This is a genomic window from Glaesserella sp. (assembly GCF_041817755.1).
Classification (GTDB): domain Bacteria; phylum Pseudomonadota; class Gammaproteobacteria; order Enterobacterales; family Pasteurellaceae; genus Glaesserella.
The window spans coordinates 34,821-53,352 of the sequence record NZ_JBGYBX010000023.1; the positions used below are offsets into that span (position 1 = coordinate 34,821).

General features: G+C 44.4%; 17 protein-coding genes and 1 pseudogene. 3 read left to right on the forward strand and 15 right to left on the reverse strand.

Features of this window, described 5'->3' with window-relative positions:
* Positions 1-12: 12 nt before the first annotated feature.
* From ACEYKX_RS02765 to ybaK, 5 genes are all read right to left on the reverse strand, one after another.
* Entirely contained in the window at positions 13-2,673 is a 2,661-nt protein-coding gene (locus tag ACEYKX_RS02765; protein WP_373767035.1) for an MlaD family protein, read from the reverse strand.
* A gap of 96 nt (positions 2,674-2,769) precedes the next feature.
* The gene (gene fur, locus ACEYKX_RS02770; RefSeq protein ID WP_373767034.1) at positions 2,770-3,222 is read right to left on the reverse strand and encodes a ferric iron uptake transcriptional regulator; all 453 of its coding nucleotides are present in this window, start codon (positions 3,220-3,222) and stop codon (positions 2,770-2,772) included.
* 19 nt (positions 3,223-3,241) lie between these two features.
* Positions 3,242-3,766 (reverse strand): flavodoxin FldA, encoded by a 525-nt coding sequence (gene fldA, locus ACEYKX_RS02775; RefSeq protein ID WP_373767033.1) that lies wholly within the window; start codon positions 3,764-3,766, stop codon positions 3,242-3,244.
* A 29-nt stretch (positions 3,767-3,795) separates the two neighbouring features.
* Positions 3,796-4,068, reverse strand: coding sequence for a LexA regulated protein (gene ybfE / locus ACEYKX_RS02780; protein WP_373767032.1), 273 nt, complete (start codon positions 4,066-4,068; stop codon positions 3,796-3,798).
* 169 nt (positions 4,069-4,237) lie between these two features.
* Positions 4,238-4,711: a Cys-tRNA(Pro)/Cys-tRNA(Cys) deacylase YbaK gene (gene ybaK / locus ACEYKX_RS02785; RefSeq protein ID WP_373767031.1), complete on the reverse strand. Its 474-nt coding sequence runs from the start codon at positions 4,709-4,711 to the stop codon at positions 4,238-4,240.
* 70 nt (positions 4,712-4,781) lie between these two features.
* On the opposite strand from ybaK, the gene ACEYKX_RS02790 reads away from it, so the two are divergent.
* Positions 4,782-5,771: an oxidoreductase gene (locus tag ACEYKX_RS02790; RefSeq protein ID WP_373767030.1), complete on the forward strand. Its 990-nt coding sequence runs from the start codon at positions 4,782-4,784 to the stop codon at positions 5,769-5,771.
* 21 nt (positions 5,772-5,792) lie between these two features.
* The gene (locus ACEYKX_RS02795) at positions 5,793-7,088 is read left to right on the forward strand and encodes an NCS2 family permease (RefSeq protein ID WP_373767029.1); all 1,296 of its coding nucleotides are present in this window, start codon (positions 5,793-5,795) and stop codon (positions 7,086-7,088) included.
* Between the two features lie 173 nt (positions 7,089-7,261).
* Here ACEYKX_RS02795 and ACEYKX_RS02800 read toward each other — a convergent pair whose 3' ends face one another.
* The 8 genes from ACEYKX_RS02800 to rfbB all read right to left on the reverse strand — a co-directional run bounded on the left by ACEYKX_RS02800 (position 7,262) and on the right by rfbB (position 15,956).
* Positions 7,262-8,263, reverse strand: coding sequence for a DUF3298 domain-containing protein (locus ACEYKX_RS02800; protein WP_373767028.1), 1,002 nt, complete (start codon positions 8,261-8,263; stop codon positions 7,262-7,264).
* A 57-nt stretch (positions 8,264-8,320) separates the two neighbouring features.
* Positions 8,321-10,192, reverse strand: a complete 1,872-nt coding sequence (gene rpoD / locus ACEYKX_RS02805) for an RNA polymerase sigma factor RpoD (protein WP_373767027.1) — start codon at positions 10,190-10,192, stop codon at positions 8,321-8,323.
* 99 nt (positions 10,193-10,291) lie between these two features.
* Positions 10,292-12,046, reverse strand: coding sequence for a DNA primase (gene dnaG / locus ACEYKX_RS02810; protein ID WP_373767026.1), 1,755 nt, complete (start codon positions 12,044-12,046; stop codon positions 10,292-10,294).
* Between the two features lie 152 nt (positions 12,047-12,198).
* Complete coding sequence (gene rpsU / locus ACEYKX_RS02815; protein WP_373767025.1) at positions 12,199-12,414, reverse strand: 30S ribosomal protein S21; 216 nt, start codon at positions 12,412-12,414, stop codon at positions 12,199-12,201.
* 120 nt (positions 12,415-12,534) lie between these two features.
* Positions 12,535-13,077, reverse strand: coding sequence for a dTDP-4-dehydrorhamnose 3,5-epimerase (gene rfbC, locus ACEYKX_RS02820; protein ID WP_373767024.1), 543 nt, complete (start codon positions 13,075-13,077; stop codon positions 12,535-12,537).
* Entirely contained in the window at positions 13,074-13,952 is an 879-nt protein-coding gene (gene rfbD / locus ACEYKX_RS02825; protein WP_373767023.1) for a dTDP-4-dehydrorhamnose reductase, read from the reverse strand. The genes rfbC and rfbD overlap by 4 nt, the downstream gene beginning before the upstream one ends.
* Before the next feature lie 3 nt (positions 13,953-13,955).
* Positions 13,956-14,834: a glucose-1-phosphate thymidylyltransferase RfbA gene (gene rfbA / locus ACEYKX_RS02830; RefSeq protein ID WP_373767022.1), complete on the reverse strand. Its 879-nt coding sequence runs from the start codon at positions 14,832-14,834 to the stop codon at positions 13,956-13,958.
* A gap of 57 nt (positions 14,835-14,891) precedes the next feature.
* On the reverse strand, positions 14,892-15,956 hold the full coding sequence (gene rfbB / locus ACEYKX_RS02835; RefSeq protein WP_373767021.1) for a dTDP-glucose 4,6-dehydratase: 1,065 nt from the start codon (positions 15,954-15,956) through the stop codon (positions 14,892-14,894).
* 116 nt (positions 15,957-16,072) lie between these two features.
* On the opposite strand from rfbB, the gene ACEYKX_RS02840 reads away from it, so the two are divergent.
* A complete protein-coding gene (locus ACEYKX_RS02840; RefSeq protein WP_373767020.1) occupies positions 16,073-17,335 on the forward strand; it encodes an O-antigen ligase family protein in 1,263 nt (420 codons plus the stop codon).
* Between the two features lie 140 nt (positions 17,336-17,475).
* Here the strand turns inward: ACEYKX_RS02840 and ACEYKX_RS02845 are convergent, their stop codons facing one another.
* Positions 17,476-18,063: an NAD(P)H-dependent oxidoreductase gene (locus ACEYKX_RS02845; protein ID WP_373767019.1), complete on the reverse strand. Its 588-nt coding sequence runs from the start codon at positions 18,061-18,063 to the stop codon at positions 17,476-17,478.
* A gap of 315 nt (positions 18,064-18,378) precedes the next feature.
* Positions 18,379-18,532, reverse strand: a pseudogene (locus tag ACEYKX_RS02850) (elongation factor Tu); the annotation flags it as partial.

The window sequence follows — 18,532 nt, forward strand, 5'->3', positions numbered from 1 at the left end:
TACGATTCGGGCCTATTGTGCAGAACCCTGATCCCAACTTTGTGCGCCCTCCGGCGATTTACGCAATAAACGAAAGCGTTGATTTGCCTCCGCTTGCGGTTGAACGACCTTGCCGGATGGCGTTGAGAAGGTGATTCCGCCGTTGAGCAACTGCGACATCGTACCGGAGCTAATACTTGCGCCGCTTAAACTGATATCCATGCTATAGCCTGTTGATGCCCAAAATTCACTGTTTTTACGGACTAAATGTTTGTATTGATTGTTTATGGCTAAATGAATATAGACGCGGTCGCCCAATTCGCTGAGGCTGAGGCGTTGTACAATACCGACTTGCATACCGCGATACATGACAGGTGCTTGCGGTGTAATGCCGTTGGCATCCGTGGTTTCCACAATAATCGGGAAGCCGTTACCGTATTGGGTTTTCACCGTATCGGTATCGCTGATGTGGAACAGTGTTTGGCGTTCTCCCGAACCGGCGTCCACATTGACGTAGTTTTGTAATGCGGCATCTAAGTTTCTGAAACCGGTGGTATCGATTTCAGGGGAAACGGCGCTGAATTTACTGCCGGCTTTAGCTAACATCGCATAATATTTCCCTTCCAAGTAAGCGGTGGCTTTGATCTGTTTTTTTGCATTATCCAGTTGTAAGGATTCAATGGTACCGACAGTGAGTCCCATATATTTGATCGGCATACCTTTACTTAATTTAGATGCATCTTTGGCAATCAAGGTAATATACGTATTGCCTGACGTCGCCTTAGTGTAGCTGGCATATAAGGTTTTGTTGCCTTTTACTCCCTCGTTATCAAAGCTAATGGCACCTTTTAGCGTACGCATCAGCGGAGCCGCTTGGACATTTAATCCGCTGGCGGATACATTAACTTGTACCGCCGGTTCAACCCAGAAGCGACTGGTTTCGCTTAATAAATGGCGGTATTTCGGTTCAATATAAAGGTAAACCTCAAATTTATTTTTTTGTGGCTGTACGTTCAGTACTTCACCGATTTGAAAATCCCGATACAGTACGACCGAACCGCTATCGATACCGGATAATTCCGTTGCCGAGAGCGTGAGCGTCGCCCGTTTTTCGGCACTGGTGATACCCGCTTCGGCATTGTCGATATCTTTATAAAGCGGATAATGTTTGTTCGGTTCGCTACCGCCTTTCCCGGCAAGGATACGGATACCGCCTTTCAACCAATCGGACGGTGAACCGGCATGAATCCGTAATCCGTCTAATCCGACGGACATATCCACATTCGAAATCGCAACGAATTTGCTGTCGGCGGAAACCAAATGGCGGTACGGCGGGAAAATAATCGCTTGAAACGTGACATTATCCAGCGCCAACGACCGTTTGAGAATTTCCCCGATTTGGATATCGTTATAGTAGATTCCCTGACCTTGATCGACCCCATAAGATTGCGGCGCAGTTAATGTAATCGCCAAAATATTCGGTCGGGAGAGCAAGTAATCGGATTCTTTTTGTACGGTGAACTCAAAGCGGGGTTCGCCGTTGCCTTTCTGAATATCAAAAAAGATACCGCGGAAAAGCTCGTTGATTTTACTGATTTGTTCTTTATTCAGGTTAAATCGCGGTTCTTTTAACAGTATCAATGAGTCGGAACGCAGCAAATCGGTATGGTTCGGATCAATCAACAAGGTACCGGTCATTGTGCCTTGAACGTCGTCGTTTAATTCGCCTTCAGCCGTCTGTATATTCGAGATATCCAGCCCGGAAAGTACACCGACCTGAATATTTTGGTAATAAACCGGGGTTTCATTGACTTTCAAATTCGGCATGACCGGTAGTGTAATACGGACTTCTTTACCGCGTTGCGCCGATTTTAAATTGTCGTATAACTCAAATTTTTGCCCTTGCTCGGCAGGCACTGCATTGTCCGGTGAATCAAAAGCCACTGCGCCTTGAACGATGGAAGCAAGGCTATCCATCGAGATATTTAAACCGGTACCTAAATTGGCATTGACATTGATACCACTGATATTCCAAAAGTGACTGTCTTTTTTGACTAAATTGGCATACTTTTTATCAATCACGACGTCAATTTCAATTTTTTTTTGATCGGCGGTAAAGCGGTAATCGGTAATGTTTCCGACCGGCACCTTGCGGAAGTAAACGCTTGCCCCGACGGTAATCGAGCCTAAATCATCGGATACCAAACGAATCAATAAATCCCCGTCGGTGACCGATACGGCGGGTGGCTCTTGTTCGGCGACAAATTCATTCTTACTTTTTCCTTCGCCCGGTAATAACGTGATGTAGTTACCCGATACCAATGCATCTAAACCGGAAACTCCGGCAAGAGAGGCACTGGGTTTGACCAACCAAAACTTCGTGCCTTCGGTTAAAACGGATTTGGCTTCCGGATTGATTTCGGCTTCGACTTCGACTTCTTTCAAGTCGTCGACAAAATAAACTTTCTTCACCTGACCGATTTGCAAGCCTTGGTAACGAATGATGGTTTTACCGGCGGTAATGCCGTCGCCTTCATTAAAGCGAATGGTGATTTTTTCACCTTGCTCTTTCAAAATTTGGAAAAAAAGTAAACCACCGACAATAAAGGCAACAATCGGTAACAACCAAAAAGGTGAAATTTTTCGAGGTTGGCGGATTTTAGCCGGTACCGTTTCAGGATTATTTTCTGACATAATTTTTTACGAAGTTTAAATACACACAAGCGGTGCGATTATGCAAAAATTTTGCAAAATCACACCGCTTATCAAAAGCGCCTATGATGAAAAGCGTTAGTTTTTCTCTTTATCTTTTTCATCGCATTGATTGATATTGCTGCACTTCCCATAAAGATAGAGGCTATGGTTCGCCAGCTCGATACCGTGTTGTTGACTGATTTCACGCTGACGGCGTTCGATTTCGGAATCTTTAAATTCAAACACTTTACCACAGTCCATACAGATGATGTGATCGTGTTGATGATTCATGTTTAACTCATAAACCGCTTTGTTGGCATCAAAATTGTGGCGGGTTAAAATCCCGACCTCTTCAAATTGGTTCAACACGCGGTAAACGGTCGCCAAACCGATTTCCGATTTTCGTTCCAATAATAATTTATAAATGTCCTCGGCGGAAAAATGTTGCATATCCTCACGGGTGACTTGCATTAATTCCAAGATCGTCAAACGTGGTTCGGTGACTTTTAAGCCGACTTTTTTCAGTAGTTTCACATTTTCTTCAGACATATATCCTCCAATAGATATATTAAGCCAATTCGGCTAAATACATTTCATCAAAAATTTGTTTACACCAACGATTGACGCGATCTTCGGTTAATTCCGGTTGGCGATCTTCATCGATACATAAACCGACGAAAGTCTCTTCATCCACTAAGGCTTGAGAGGCTTCAAACGTATAACCTTCCGTCGGCCAGTGTCCGACAATCGTACCGCCGTTCGGTTCAATAACGTCACGTACCGTTCCCATGGCATCACAGAAGTATTCGGCGTAGTCTTCTTGGTCGCCGCAACCGAAAATTCCGACGATTTTGCCGGTAAAATCAATCTCTTTTAAGGTCGGCATAAAATCGTCCCAATCTGCTTGAGATTCGCCGTAATACCATGTCGGAATACCGATTAATAAGAAATCGTAGGCTTCAATATCTTCTTTTGTGCTTTTTGCAATATCACGAATATCCACTAGATTTGCACCTAGTTGTTTTTGGATCATTTTAGAAATATTTTCTGTGTTTCCGGTATCGCTACCGTAAAATAAACCGACAACTGCCATTTGAAATACCTATTTGTTTGTGCAATACCTTACGTATTGATGTGCTCATTTAAAATTATTTCGATTAACTGTCCGCGCGATACCCCTTGGAGGACCGCTTTATCTTCCAGTGCCTGCACCAAATCCGAATGGAGTTTCAATTCCACCCGCTTTAAACCCGATGAACGATCACGTTTCAGCTGATTACGTTTATTAATACGGGCTTGTTGTGTCCGCGTTAACGGATTGGTTCGAGGTCGCCCGGCTTTCGGCATGTTTGCGAACAGATCAAGCGTAATACAATCTGAATCTTGTTTTGCCATTACTACAATATTGGGCTACGAGCCTCCCGTTCAGATGAGAATGAGAAGCCAATTATTAAAGTGCGAACTATAGCACAATCTAAAATCGTTGGAAATGGCTGAATGCGTAGGGAGCGCGTATCTTTTTGATTATCGGATTTGCAAATTTTTGTGCAAAACAGACCGCTTGTCAGTCTTGAATGTCTTCAAAATTCGCCGAGAGCAAGTCGGCTAAATCTTGTGGAGTCAGCTCGATATCCAATCCGCGTTTTCCGCCGGAGACAAAAATTGTCGAAAAATTCAGCGCAGCACGGTCAATGATTGTCGTTAAACGCTTTTTTTGTCCGAGCGGACTGATGCCGCCAAGCAAATAGCCGGTGGTTTTTTGTGCGATATTTTTATCCGCCATCTCGACTTTTTTCACATTCAATGCTTGGGCGGCTCGCTTTAAATTCAGCATGTTGGATACCGGCACAATCATCACGGCGAGCTTCTTTTGATCGCCGTTTTCGGCAACCAATAGCGTTTTAAATACCTGATCGGCATTCAAACCGAGTTTATCCACTGCTTCTTGCCCGAAATCGGTGTTGTTCGGATCGTGCTCATAAGGATGAAGTTGAAAAGCGATGCGGTGTTTCTTCAGTAAATTGATGGCAGGTGTCACGGTTTTTCCTTTCGTAAAAAAGCGAATTAGGGGTAAAATCTTTTCTTTATTTTGACGAGAGAAGAACAGAATGGCAAATATTCGTTTGGCAATCGCTGCCGATTTTTTATTAGCTGAGAAATTATTAGGCGCTTTAGCACAGAGCAGTTTAGAATTTGAACAGATTTCTGCCGTGGAATTAGAAAACTTCGGTGAAGAACATTCCTTGCGTTTCGGGGCAAAAGCGATAGAACAAATTGCATTGGATGACGTCGATTGGTCGCAATTTACCCATGTGTTGTTTGCCGGAAAAATGGCAAATGCGGAATTGCTCGCTCAAGCAGTGCAAGCGGGTTGTATCGTCTTGGATTTGTACGGTATCACGGCGTTAATCGGTAACGTACCGGTTATTGTACCGAGTGTGAATAATGAAATGGTCGCCAACGTGCGGGAACGTAATATCGTAGCGTTGGCGAACCCGCAAATCAGCCAGCTTGCTCTTGCGTTAAAACCGTTGCTCGATCAGCCGCTTCAACAGATTTTTGTGACTTCATTATTACCATCCGCCTATTTCGGTGATGAAAAAGTGCGCGAACTGGCGGGGCAAACCGCACAATTGCTGAACGGCATTCCGCTTGATGATGAAAAGCCGCGTGTAGCCTTTGACTGTGTACCCGCCAATGTACAAGGCGATGAGAAGCAGTTGCCGTTTTCCCGAGCCTTTGAACTGCAGTTTGCAAAAATTTTGCCGAATCTGACCGCTTGTATAACGTTTCATTCGGTTCAAGTACCTGTTTTTTATGGCGTTTCACAAATGGTGACAGTGCAATCGGAATATGCCTTTGACGCAAACCGATTAAGTGAGCAGTGGCAACAACAAGAATGGGTTGAGTTTAATGCCGAGGCTGTCGTTACCCCGGTGAAAAACGGTGAAAATGAAGAAGCGAATGCGCTGCAAATCAGCCAATTACTCAATAAAAACGACAATACCTTACAATTCTGGACTGTCGCCGATGAACAACGTTTCAGCCTGGCGTTTTTAGCGGTGGAATTGTTGAAAGACGTTTTAACTTACGAATAATTTAGTTATTGGGGCATAATCATGTTAGAAAAACTATTTCAGTTGAAAGCAAAAGGCAGTAATGTCAAAACCGAAATTGTGGCGGGGATCACCACTTTCTTTACGATGGTGTATATCGTTTTCGTTAACCCGTCGATTCTTGGTGTGGCGGGAATGGATACGCAGGTTGTATTTGTTACCACCTGTTTAATCGCCGCTTTCGGCACCATTGCGATGGGCTTATTCAGTAACCTGCCTATCGCCCTCGCACCGGCAATGGGGTTAAACGCATTCTTTGCCTTTGTGGTGGTTCAGAAGCTCGGCTACTCGTGGCAAACGGGGATGGGCGCAATTTTCTGGGGTTCCGTCGGCTTGTTTGTATTGACCGTATTGCAAGTTCGCTACTGGTTCATGTCAGCCATTCCGCTTGGTTTGCGGGTTGGCATCGGCGCAGGTATCGGCTTATTTATCGCCTTAATCGGCTTTAAAAACATGGGCTTAGTGGTGGCGAATCCGGACACGTTAGTGGCGTTAGGCGAATTACACGATCCGAAAGTGTTAATGGGCATTTTAGGTTTCTTTATTATTGTCGTTTTAGCGGCAAAAGGCATTCATTCCGGCGTGTTAATTTCAATCGTGGTTGTCACTGCATTAGCATTACTCTTTGATCCCGATGTCAAATTCTCAGGTGTTATTTCCACACCACCAAGCCTTGAAGCAGTCGTTGGTCAAGTTGACGTAGCGGGGGCGCTGGATACCGCTTTGCTCGGAATTATTTTCTCGTTTATGTTGGTCAATCTGTTTGACTCGTCGGGTACGTTAATTGCCGTAACAAACAAAGCGGGCATAGCCGATGAGCAAGGGCGTTTCCCGAAAATGAAACAAGCGCTTTATGTGGATAGCGTCAGTGCCATGGCGGGTTCTTATATGGGAACCTCGGCAATCAGTACGTATATCGAAAGCGGATCGGGCGTTTCTGTGGGCGGTCGTACAGGTTTAACGGCTGTCGTTGTTGGCGTGCTTTTCCTATTAACAATCTTCTTCTCACCGCTTGCAGCCGTTGTACCGGCTTATGCAACGGCGGGAGCGCTGGTTTTTGTCGGCATTTTAATGGCATCGAGCCTGATTGAAGTGAAATGGGACGATTTAACCGAAGCCACGCCGGCCTTTATTACCACCGCAATGATGCCGTTTACCTACTCGATTACCGAAGGGATTGCTTTCGGCTTTATCAGCTATTGTGTGATGAAACTTTGTACCGGTAGAGCCAAAGAGATTAACCCGGCAGTTGCCGTCGTTTCATTGCTGTTTATCGCCAAGTTTGTTTGGGTCGGCTGATCTCGCATCATACAAGCGGTCGGTTTTGACGGAAAATTTGCAAATTATCAATCTTATTTGACCCACTTTGGTGTCGGAATAAAAAGGCGTAATAGACGAAACGTGGCTTAAAGCCTGTAATATAAGACTTTAAGCTACTTTTTAGTCTACTCTACTCAATATATTGCAAACGATCAGTTTTCGATCTTATTCAACCCAAAACCGTCTTGTGCTTTAAGTTGATAATCGCCGTTCAAGAGTGCGTTCACTTCATACCAAGACAGGCTGACTTCCACAATTCCCTCAGCAAATGAGCCTAACTCATACGGCGGATAGACAAACGTTATTCCCGTCGGCGAAAAATAAAAATCATCGGAAATACGGAAATCCTTTTTATCGGCAAATCCTACATACTTTCCATCGATATCCGTCCTAGCTATACGGTATTGCTCCCATAATAATTCTTTCACTTTCGTTTGATTTTTCTCGCTGATTAAATCATTTAATCCGATCACAGCTTTCTTGTTGGTATCTACGTTGATATATTGAACGGCAAACATACCGTGAGCTCCGCCGCTGTAGCTATGGGAAGTCAAAGAGAAGGTCACAATACCGTTGCGTTGCCCGATATAAAAACTATCAAGGCTTTCGCTCAGTGCTATCGGCTTAAACTCTTTAGCTTCTTCAAGCATCGCTCCATAGCGTTCTTGTAATCGCTGAGTCAATAATTCAACCGTGATGTTTTCCGGGAGTTTTTCATTCTCGACCAACCACATTTTAAACATTTCCGCCAACAGCAATTGATTAAGCCATTCGATCCGGGTTTTCGGCACGGAAACGAACATACTGACTGTGGTATCTTCCCGTGCGAATTCATCTTTAGGATCTTTACCGAATTTCAGATGTTCCGATTTCTCGAATAACGGTTCAATCGTGACCTTTAGCGACGGAAAACCGATGTTTTCCAAGGTAGTTTTTGTTTCTGTATATTGGTTTTTGAGCCCTTCATGCTCTCTCTTAAGCGCACCAAGTTCATCGGATTTGGTTTTCAGATCCGCTTGAGATTTCTTTAAATCCGTTTCCAGCTGAACGATTTTTTTCTCTGCCTCAAACACTTTCTGCGGCAAATTCGTATCTTCACACGCCGATAAAGCCAACGCCGAAGCAACGACGGTCGCTAATAACAATTTTTTCATCGTATTCTCCTTATCATAAAAAAATCCCCGGTTTTTGAAGCCGAGGATAGAATCTGATTAATCGTCTAAGAAACTACGCAACGTTTCAGAACGGCTCGGATGACGCAGTTTGCGCAGTGCTTTCGCTTCAATTTGGCGAATACGCTCACGGGTTACATCAAACTGCTTACCAACCTCTTCTAATGTGTGGTCGGTATTCATATCAATACCAAAACGCATACGAAGGACTTTTGCTTCACGCGGGGTTAGACCTTCCAACACTTCATTAGTTGCAATACGCAGACTTTCCGCCGTTGCCGAATCTAAAGGCAGCTCTAACGTGCTGTCTTCAATGAAATCACCTAAATGTGAATCGTCGTCGTCACCGACCGGCGTTTCCATTGAAATCGGCTCTTTGGCAATCTTCAAGACTTTGCGGATCTTATCTTCCGGCATGCCCATGCGCTCCGCCAACTCTTCCGGTGTCGCATCTCGTCCCATTTCTTGTAAACATTGGCGGGAAATCCGATTTAATTTATTGATAGTTTCAATCATATGTACCGGAATACGGATAGTGCGAGCCTGATCCGCAATTGAACGCGTAATCGCTTGGCGAATCCACCAGGTTGCATAGGTTGAGAATTTATAGCCCCGACGATATTCAAATTTATCCACCGCTTTCATTAACCCGATATTCCCTTCTTGGATCAAGTCTAAGAATTGTAAACCGCGGTTGGTGTATTTTTTCGCAATGGAAATTACAAGGCGTAAGTTGGCTTCTACCATTTCTTTTTTCGCACGACGGGCTTTTAATTCACCCTCCGAGATACGTCCGCCGATCTCGCGAATTTGGGCAATCGTCAAGCCGGTAGTCTCTTCCAATTTCTGCAAATTAGCAATGTTGACGCGGATATGATCAATATATTCCACCAATTTCGGTGCGCCGCCTTTTTTTGCGTTAATGGCTTTTTCAATCCACGCTTCGGAGGTTTCATGCCCTTGGAAAGCTTTCATGAAATCGCTTTTCTTCATTTTGGCATATTCCACCGCATAACGCTGAATTTGACGCTCTTCCGCCCGAACCTGTTTCATCATTTTCTGCATGGATTCCACCAGCAAATCGAATTGTTTCGGCACTAAACGGAATTCACGGAAAATATCGGACAAGGCTTGAATTTGCTCCTTTGAACGTTTGCTGGTTCGTCCGTATTTTTGAATGGTTTGTAACGCTTTTTCATGTTGATCACGCAATGCGTAAAATTTCTCACGAGCCAGTTCCGGGTCGATCGAATTGTCATCGCCATTGTCGCCGCTGCCTTCACCGTCTTCATCTTCGCTTTCGTCATCCACATCTGCTGTCACAACGCTGTCTTCATTTTCGTCATCCAAATCCGCTTCCAATTCATCAATCGGCGCCGATTCTTCCGCATTCGGATCAACAAACGCAGTCACCAGGTCGGAAAGACGCATCGCCCCCTCTTCGACCTGCATATAACGTGCAATTAGATCAGTCAAGGCTTCCGGATATTCCGCAACGGCACATTGCACCTCGTTGATCCCTTCTTCAATCCGTTTTGCAATGTCGATTTCCCCTTCGCGGGTCAGTAATTCCACGGTTCCCATTTCACGCATATACATACGAACAGGGTCGGTAGTACGACCTAATTCCGACTCCACCGTCGAAAGCACTTTGGTAGCTTCTTCCACGACATCTTCATCTGCAATCGCACCGGCAAGCATCAGCTCATCCGCATCAGGGGCAACTTCAAGGACTTTGATTCCCATATCGTTGATCATTTGAATGATATCTTCGATCTGATCGGCGTCAACCAACTCTTCCGGTAAGTGGTCATGTACTTCCGAAATCGTTAAATAGCCTTGCTCACGTCCTTGAGCAATAAGGAGCTCTAACTGCGATTGTTGTTCTTCTAACTGAGATTGTTGTTCCATAAATATTATCCGTATCTGTGCGTGCAAAACAGGTGGGAGATTATACCACTGCTTTTTAACGATAAATAGATTTGCAAAAAATTCTTAACAAGTGACCGCTTAATTTCGCCCTGCAAGCAACATCATTAATTCTTGCTTTTCAGCGCTGCCCAATCCTGTGGTACGATCTTTTGCCATCAGGATCTCAATTTGCCTATCGACTAACTTTTTATAAAAGAAGTCTAACGTTTCGATAAAGGTATCTTTAATATGCTCCGGCGCGACAAGATGATCCCAATTTGCCAAGACGACCAAGTGGCGATAATGATGACTATCACGCAGATGTTCAAGAATACCGCCCATTGACATCCCGACATGCTGTCGACATATTTCGGTCAGCTGTAAAAACAGATCAAACCCTTTTTCTTCCAAAGCATATAAAAACGATATATCGTCCGGGACGTTTTCAACCAATTCCGGATGCTGTAACAATAAGGCAATTAACAAACGCATCGGCGTCCGCTCGATCTTTGGCATATTGTGGTTAGACGGCTTATTTTCAATGGCTTTTTGCGGTAATAACGCTTCAAGTTGAGTCGGATCAAGAATGCCTAATTTTTGCCCGAGAATATTTCGTAAATAGACACGCAACATGTCTCCCGGGATGCGCTTAATCAGCGGAACCGCCAATGACGCCAATTTGGATTTTCCTTCTTTGGTGGACAAATCGACTTGCATTAGTAACGAATCAAATAAAAAATCGCTAAGCGTTTGGGCATTTGCCAAATAGGCGTCAAAGCCGCTTTTGCCTTCTTTTCGTACAAAACTGTCCGGATCTTCGCCGTCAGGGAGAAAAATAAATTTCAACTGACGTCCGTCGTGTAAATAAGGCAAGGCGTTTTCTAATGCACGCCAGGCTGCTTCGCGCCCTGCTCGGTCTCCGTCATAGCAACAAATGATTTGTTCGGTACAACGAAACATTTGCTGAATCTGTTCGCCCGTCGTTGCCGTGCCTAACGACGCAACGGCATTGGTAATACCGTATTGGGCCAGCGCCACAACATCCATATAGCCCTCCACAACAAACAGAAAAGTCGGCTCGGCTTCATGTTGTAAGGCTTGATATAAACCGTAGAGTTCACTGCCTTTATGATAGGTCGCGGATTCCGGCGAATTCAGGTATTTCGGCTTCTCATCCCCCATGACCCGACCACCGAAGGCGATCACCCGCCCACGCTTATCCCGAATCGGAAACATAATCCGATTGCGGAAACGATCGTAAACATGCCCTCGATCATTTTTTGAAAGCATCCCTGTATCCAGTAACTTCTGAACCTCTTCAGGATTATTCCCGAAACGGCGTAACACAGTATCCATGGCATTGGGCGCAAAACCGATTTCAAAACGTTCAATCACCTCTTGCGATAATGCCCGCTGTTGTAAATAAGCTTGAGCCGTCGTCTCCCGCACCAATTGCTGTTGATAAAACGTTGCTACCGCCCCTAATAACTCATATAAATTGCGGCGGGTTTTATAACTGGTCTGAGCGGCTTGCCCATCCCGATGGATCACGTTTTCCCGCGGTACTTCCAATCCGTGCATGGCGGCAAGTTCTTCAACCGCTTCGGGAAACTCCAATTTATCGTATTCCATTAAAAAACCGATTGCATTACCGTGCATGCCACACCCAAAACAATGATAGAACTGTTTGGATTGACTGACGGTAAAAGAGGGCGTTTTTTCATGATGAAAAGGGCAACAGGCTTGGTAATCGCGCCCGGCTTTTTTCAATTTGACCCGACTGTTAATCAACTCAACAATATCGGTACGCGCAATAAGATCATCAATAAACGAACGGGGAATGGAACCTTTCATTGACTGTCTCCTTGCTTGGAATACAAGCGGTCTGATTTTGCAAAAAATTCACAAAATCGCACCGCTTGTAAAAAGAATGGCTTTTATAAATGTTGAAACCGTGATTCCTGTAGGTTTCACGGTCTCAATGTTATACTGTCAACTAAATCAAATTAGTATAAACGAGTACTGCGTGCATTTTCACGCGCATTACGTTTAGCGTGACGTTTCGCTAAAGATGCTTTTTCACGTTTACGAATTGTTGTCGGTTTCTCATAGAATTCACGTGCACGAACTTCAGCTAAAAGACCTGCTTTCTCGCAAGAACGCTTGAAACGACGTAATGCAACGTCAAATGATTCATTTTCACGAACTTTAATTACTGGCATGTGCCATCACCTCAGAAAAGATATGTTTAAATTAAACCGCACAAATCGGGGCGGCATAGAACTAAAAAAGGTGCGGTATTCTACCTCAGCACCGCATTGAAGTAAAGAAGTTGTTTTGGCTTAATCAAATAAAACCGCTTCGCTCAAACGCTTTCCGACCAAATCTTTTGCCGATAAGCTCGGTTCGCCTGACAACGGCCAAGCAATACCGATATCGGGATCATCCCAAATCAATGCCTGTTCTGCCGACGGATTATAATAATCGGTGCATTTATAAACAAATTCGGCTTCGTCGCTCATCACGTAAAAACCGTGGGCAAACCCTTCCGGCACCCACAACTGGCGTTTATTTTCGGCAGACAGCACTTCGCCGACCCATTGTCCGAACGTCGGGGAGGATTGACGTAAGTCGACGGCAACATCAAACACCGTCCCCGAAACCACTCTGACTAATTTGCCTTGGATATTTTCCGTTTGATAATGCAAGCCGCGTAAAACACCTTGTCGTGATTTTGAATGGTTTTCCTGTACAAAAACGCGATCCGCGACATTATGTCTAAACCAATTATCACGAAAGGTTTCCATGAAAAATCCGCGTTCGTCGCCGAAGATCTGCGGTTCTAAAAGTTTTACGTCCGGGATGCGTGTTTCAATGACTTTCATGATGCATATGCCTTAAGATTTTTTAATGCGCGTTGCCAATCACTCGGTTTGATACCGAATGTGTCCTGAATTTTTGTTAAATCCAAGCGGGAATTTGCCGGCCGTTTCGCCGGTGTCGGGTAATCGGATGTTGCAATACAATTTACAAGCGGTACGTTTTGCAACATATTTTGTAATTCGGCTTCCTTAAAAATCGCTTTTGCAAACTCACACCAACTGACATAAGGTTGACCGCTAAAATGATAAACCCCGAAAAGAGGTTGTCGGCATGCTAAAAGCTGAGTTGAGATATGAATTAATGCCGCGGCAATATCACCCGCATAGGTCGGCGCACCGATTTGGTCGCCCACCACCCCCAATGTCGTCCGTTCCTTCGCTAAGCGCAGCATGGTTTTGACGAAATTATGCCCGTGTTCGCCGAACACCCATGCGGTACGCAAAATAACGGAACGCGGATTAGCCTGCTGCACGGCAAGCTCCCCCGCTAATTTCGTTTTGCCGTAAACACCTTGCGGATCCGTTTCATCCTCTTCCCGATAAGCGTGTTCGCCTTCGCCGTTAAAGACATAATCCGTTGAAATATGGAGAATTATCGCACCGATGCCGTCCGCTGCTTCCGCAAGGTATTGCGCCCCGTTGACATTAATCGCCTCGGACAGTGCCACCTCATGCTCGGCTCTGTCCACCGCCGTATGTGCCGCCGCGTTGATAATCACATCCGGTCGAAAGGCGTTGACGGCACGGAACACTGCCGCCCTGTCCGTAATATCAAGCTCATCACGATCAAGCCCCCGAACGTCGGCTTTTCCCTGTAATTGTTGCATCAAACAATACCCGACTTGCCCTTTTGCGCCGGTAATCAGAAATCTTGCCATACGTTATGTTGTTCCTTGAATTAAGCGTAACAAATATTGCCCGTAATGATTCTTCGCCATCGGCTTGGCTTGCGCTTCTACTTGTGCCGCACTTAACCAACCGTTACGCCATGCGATTTCTTCCAAACAGGCGATTTGCATATTTTGAATATTCTGCACGGCTTGGACAAAAGCGGCGGCTTCGTGCAAACTTTCGTGCGTCCCGGTATCCAACCAAGCAAAACCGCGTCCTAATAATTGTACATTGAGCGAACCGTCATTAAGGTACATTTCATTTAACGTCGTAATTTCCAATTCGCCGCGGGCGGACGGTTTTACCTGTTTGGCAAATTCCACAACGCGATTGTCATAGAAATACAAACCGGTCACCGCATAGTTGGATTTTGGTCGTTGCGGTTTTTCTTCAATGGAAACGGCTTTAAATTGCTCATCAAACTCCACCACGCCGAAACGTTCCGGGTCTTTGACTTGATATCCGAATATCGTTGCGCCCTTCTTTTCAACATGTGCCGCCGCCTCTTTTAAGGCACCGGTAAAATGCTGTCCGTAGAAAATATTATCGCCCAACACCAAACAAACCGTATCCTGACCGATGAATGCTTCACCGATCAAAAACGCTTGCGCCAGTCCGTCCGGGCTCGGCTGTACCGCGTATTCCAATCGAATGCCAAAATCGGATCCGTCACCCAATAAGCGCTTAAACGCACGGTGATCTTCCGGTGTGGTGATAATTAAAATCTCGCGAATACCCGCTAACATTAATACCGATAGCGGATAATAAATCATTGGTTTGTCGTAAACCGGTAACAGTTGTTTTGATACTCCTCGGGTTATCGGATAAAGGCGGGTACCCGAACCGCCTGCCAAAATAATGCCTTTCATCTTGCCACCTTACAAGCGGTTCGTTTTTGCAAATTTTTTGCAAAATCCGACCGCTTGTTATTTGTATTGACCTAAGCGTTCTCGGTTATAGGAGCCGTCCAATACGCGACTCCACCATGTTTTATTCTGCAAATACCATTCCACGGTTTTTCGAATACCGCTTTCAAACGTTTCCTGCGGCTTCCAACCCAATTCTCTTGCGATCTTCGAGGCGTCAATGGCATAGCGCACATCATGCCCCGGGCGATCCGTCACATAGGTAATCAATGCGTTGTATGTTGTCACACCGGCAGGTTTGCCCGGTACCAATTCTTCCAATAAGGCACAAATCGTCCGAACAACCTCAATATTGGTTTTTTCATTGTGTCCGCCGATATTGTACGTTTCACCGATTTTACCTTCCGTCACCACTTTATATAACGCTCGAGCATGATCTTCAACGAACAGCCAATCACGAATTTGCATACCGTTGCCGTACACCGGCAGTGGTTTACCTTCCAAAGCATTTAAGATCATGAGCGGAATCAACTTTTCCGGGAAATGATACGGTCCGTAATTGTTTGAACAGTTCGTCACAATCGTCGGTAAACCATAAGTGCGTAACCATGCCCGTACCAAGTGATCACTGGCGGCTTTCGACGCCGAATACGGACTGGAAGGCGCGTAAGGCGTTGTTTCGGTAAAGAGATCCTCGGTACCTTCCAAATCACCGAAAACTTCATCGGTTGAAATATGATGGAAACGAAATGCGGATTTTCGCGCCTCCGGCAAGTTGTGCCAATAGCTGCGAGCCACATCCAATAACGTATAGGTTCCCACGATATTGGTTTGAATAAATGCCCCCGGGCCATCAATAGAGCGATCGACATGGCTTTCCGCCGCCAAATGCATCACGGCATCCGGCTGATGCCGGTGAAAGACTTGCATTAATGCCGTTTTATCGCAAATATCAACCTGTTCAAACGCATAACGCGGGTGGTTTTCGACTGATGTCAACGACTCCAAATTTCCCGCATAGGTTAATTTATCCACGTTAACGACCGAGTCGGGAGTGTGATGAATAATATGGCGTACCACTGCCGAGCCGATAAACCCGGCACCGCCGGTGACTAAAATTTTCATAATATGCTCTTATGTCGAATAAATTTACGCTATTGTATCAAATAAGGTGGTCGAAATAGTATTCTCCGAATAAACTTTGTTATAATCCGCCCGTTTTCTCCAAAGAGAGTGTTTACATGCTTACCGCTTTAAAAAAAATCAATCATAAACACGTGACGTTCCTGATCAACATATTGGTTGCCGTGTTTTTTGTCACGATTTTGACCTTTAAAAAAGGCTACAGCTACGTTCCCATGATTTTGGGGATATCAAGCCTTGTTTATCTTGGTATCTATGGCGTCAAATCACGAGCAGGGTTCGCCTTCGATAAAGATGACAAACGTTTGATATGGGCTTTTTTAGCTTATTTTATAACTTTTGTCATCTCCACCGTCGTACATGGGGACGGCTTAAGGGAAATTGATAACCCGAGCCGAGTGTTACTGTTTTTACCGCTAATATTGTTATTCGCGCAATTTCCGCTTAACGTAAAAATCGTTTTTTATGCGATTCCTATCGGCTCCGCCGTGAGCGGTCTTTTGGCAGCCTATCAAAAATTCGCTCTCGGATTACCGAAACCGTTTCCCGACACCATGCACATTCAATCGGGTAATGTCGCCATTACATTGGCAACGCTCAGCTTGGCTATTGCGGTGTATTGGGGGATTAAAAAAGAATTGAGATTAGCTTTATTCTGCCTCATTGGCGCACTGTTAGGTATGTTCGCCAGTGCGTTAACCGGAGCCAGAGGCGGTTGGGTCGGGTTTCCGTTTGTGATGGCGACAATGTTATTATGCTATCGCCGATATCTGAACAAACGCTTTATTTTGCTGATTGTCGGTATCTTCGCGACATTTATCACTTTGGTTGCGTTGAACCCGAAAACGGATGTCATGCAACGATTCCACGTCGCTAAATCCGATATCGAAAAATATTTGGAACACGGGGAAGAAAACACGTCACTCGGCGCCCGTTTTGACATGTGGGAAAATGCCGTTCTCGCCATTCGGGAAAAACCGGTGTTAGGCTGGGGCAGTAACGGTTATCAAGCCTTAAAAAAAGCACAAGTAGACAGTAAAACCATGTCGAGCAGTACATTGGTTTTCAACGATACCCATAATCAATACTTAGAATCTTGGGTCAAACGGGGAATTATTGGATTTTTCGGCTTGTTACTGGTATTAATCATTCCGTTAAAGTATTTTTTAACTGTAGTGAAAAGTGACGATTTGGAACTAAAATGCATTGCCATCTTGGGCATTGTTCATATTGTATCCGTTATGTTCTATTTTCTGAGCCAAACCTTTTTAGCTCACAATTCCGGCTCTATTTTTTACTTCTTTTTGGTTATTGTGTTGTATTGTTTGACAAAAAGTGAAATACATCGAAAAAACGGTTAATCCGTTAATGATTAGATAGGCATAGCAGCAGTCGTTGCTATGCCTATTCTTTTTGAAGACATAGTAGGAAAAAATTGCAATAAAACCCGCAATATAAGACTTTACCGCACTTTGAATTAATTATTCTACTTACATCATAATTATAATGTTTTCGCAATACGATCTAATTCTGCTTTTGCTACATCAATGGCTTTAGCTGCAGCTTCCGGACCATAACCGATCCCTTCCGCATAAACAAATTCAACGTCGGTAATACCGATAAAATTCAACACAGTTTGCATATATAGTTTAGTCAAATCTGCCGGACCATCCTTATAAATACCGCCGTGAGCTAAGACAACAATCGCTTTTTTACCTTTAATTAAGCCTTCCGGACCATTCGCAGTATAGCGGAAAGTCACACCTGCGCGGTTTAAATAATCAATATAAGTTTTAAGTTGTGCCGGGATACCCAAGTTATACATCGGTACGGCAAAAATAAGTACATCACTATGGTTCACTTCACCAATCAACTGATTTGAGAGATCTAATGCTTGGCGTTGAGCGTCATTTTGCGGTTCTCCGCGGGTACCCGATGCGGCATTTAAATCATAATAAGGTAATGGATTTGAGCCAAAATCATATTCGACGATGTTTGCCAAGATTTTAGATTTAAGGTAATCCACTAATTGATTTGAGGTTGAATTGTTGGCTAGGATACTTGATTTAATAATCAGCACATTCTTCATTAAAAAAACTCCAAAGATAAAATAGAAATCAGGTGTGAATTGAGGGAAGCTAGTTTATGGGGAAACAATAAGGAAATAAAGATAGAGAAAAGAAAGAGAGTATTTACTAAAAATAAATAATGACATACCGGACAAAAAATTTGTTAATGAACCTATAATAAAATTTTATTCGTTCATATTTCGAGACAGGAGGTTACAATGCTATTGCAAATAATTGTTCGGAAAAAGTAAAAAAGCCAAGTTCCAAAGAACTTAGCTTTTTATTACTATGCCCACCTTTAAATGAGCCTTTCGGATGTGCGGTTAACCCATCAATTATTTGATGATTTTCGCTACAACGCCCGCACCGACTGTACGACCACCTTCACGAATCGCAAAACGTAAACCTTCGTCCATTGCGATTGGGTGAATTAAGCTCACAGTCATTTTGATGTTGTCGCCCGGCATGACCATCTCAACACCTTCCGGT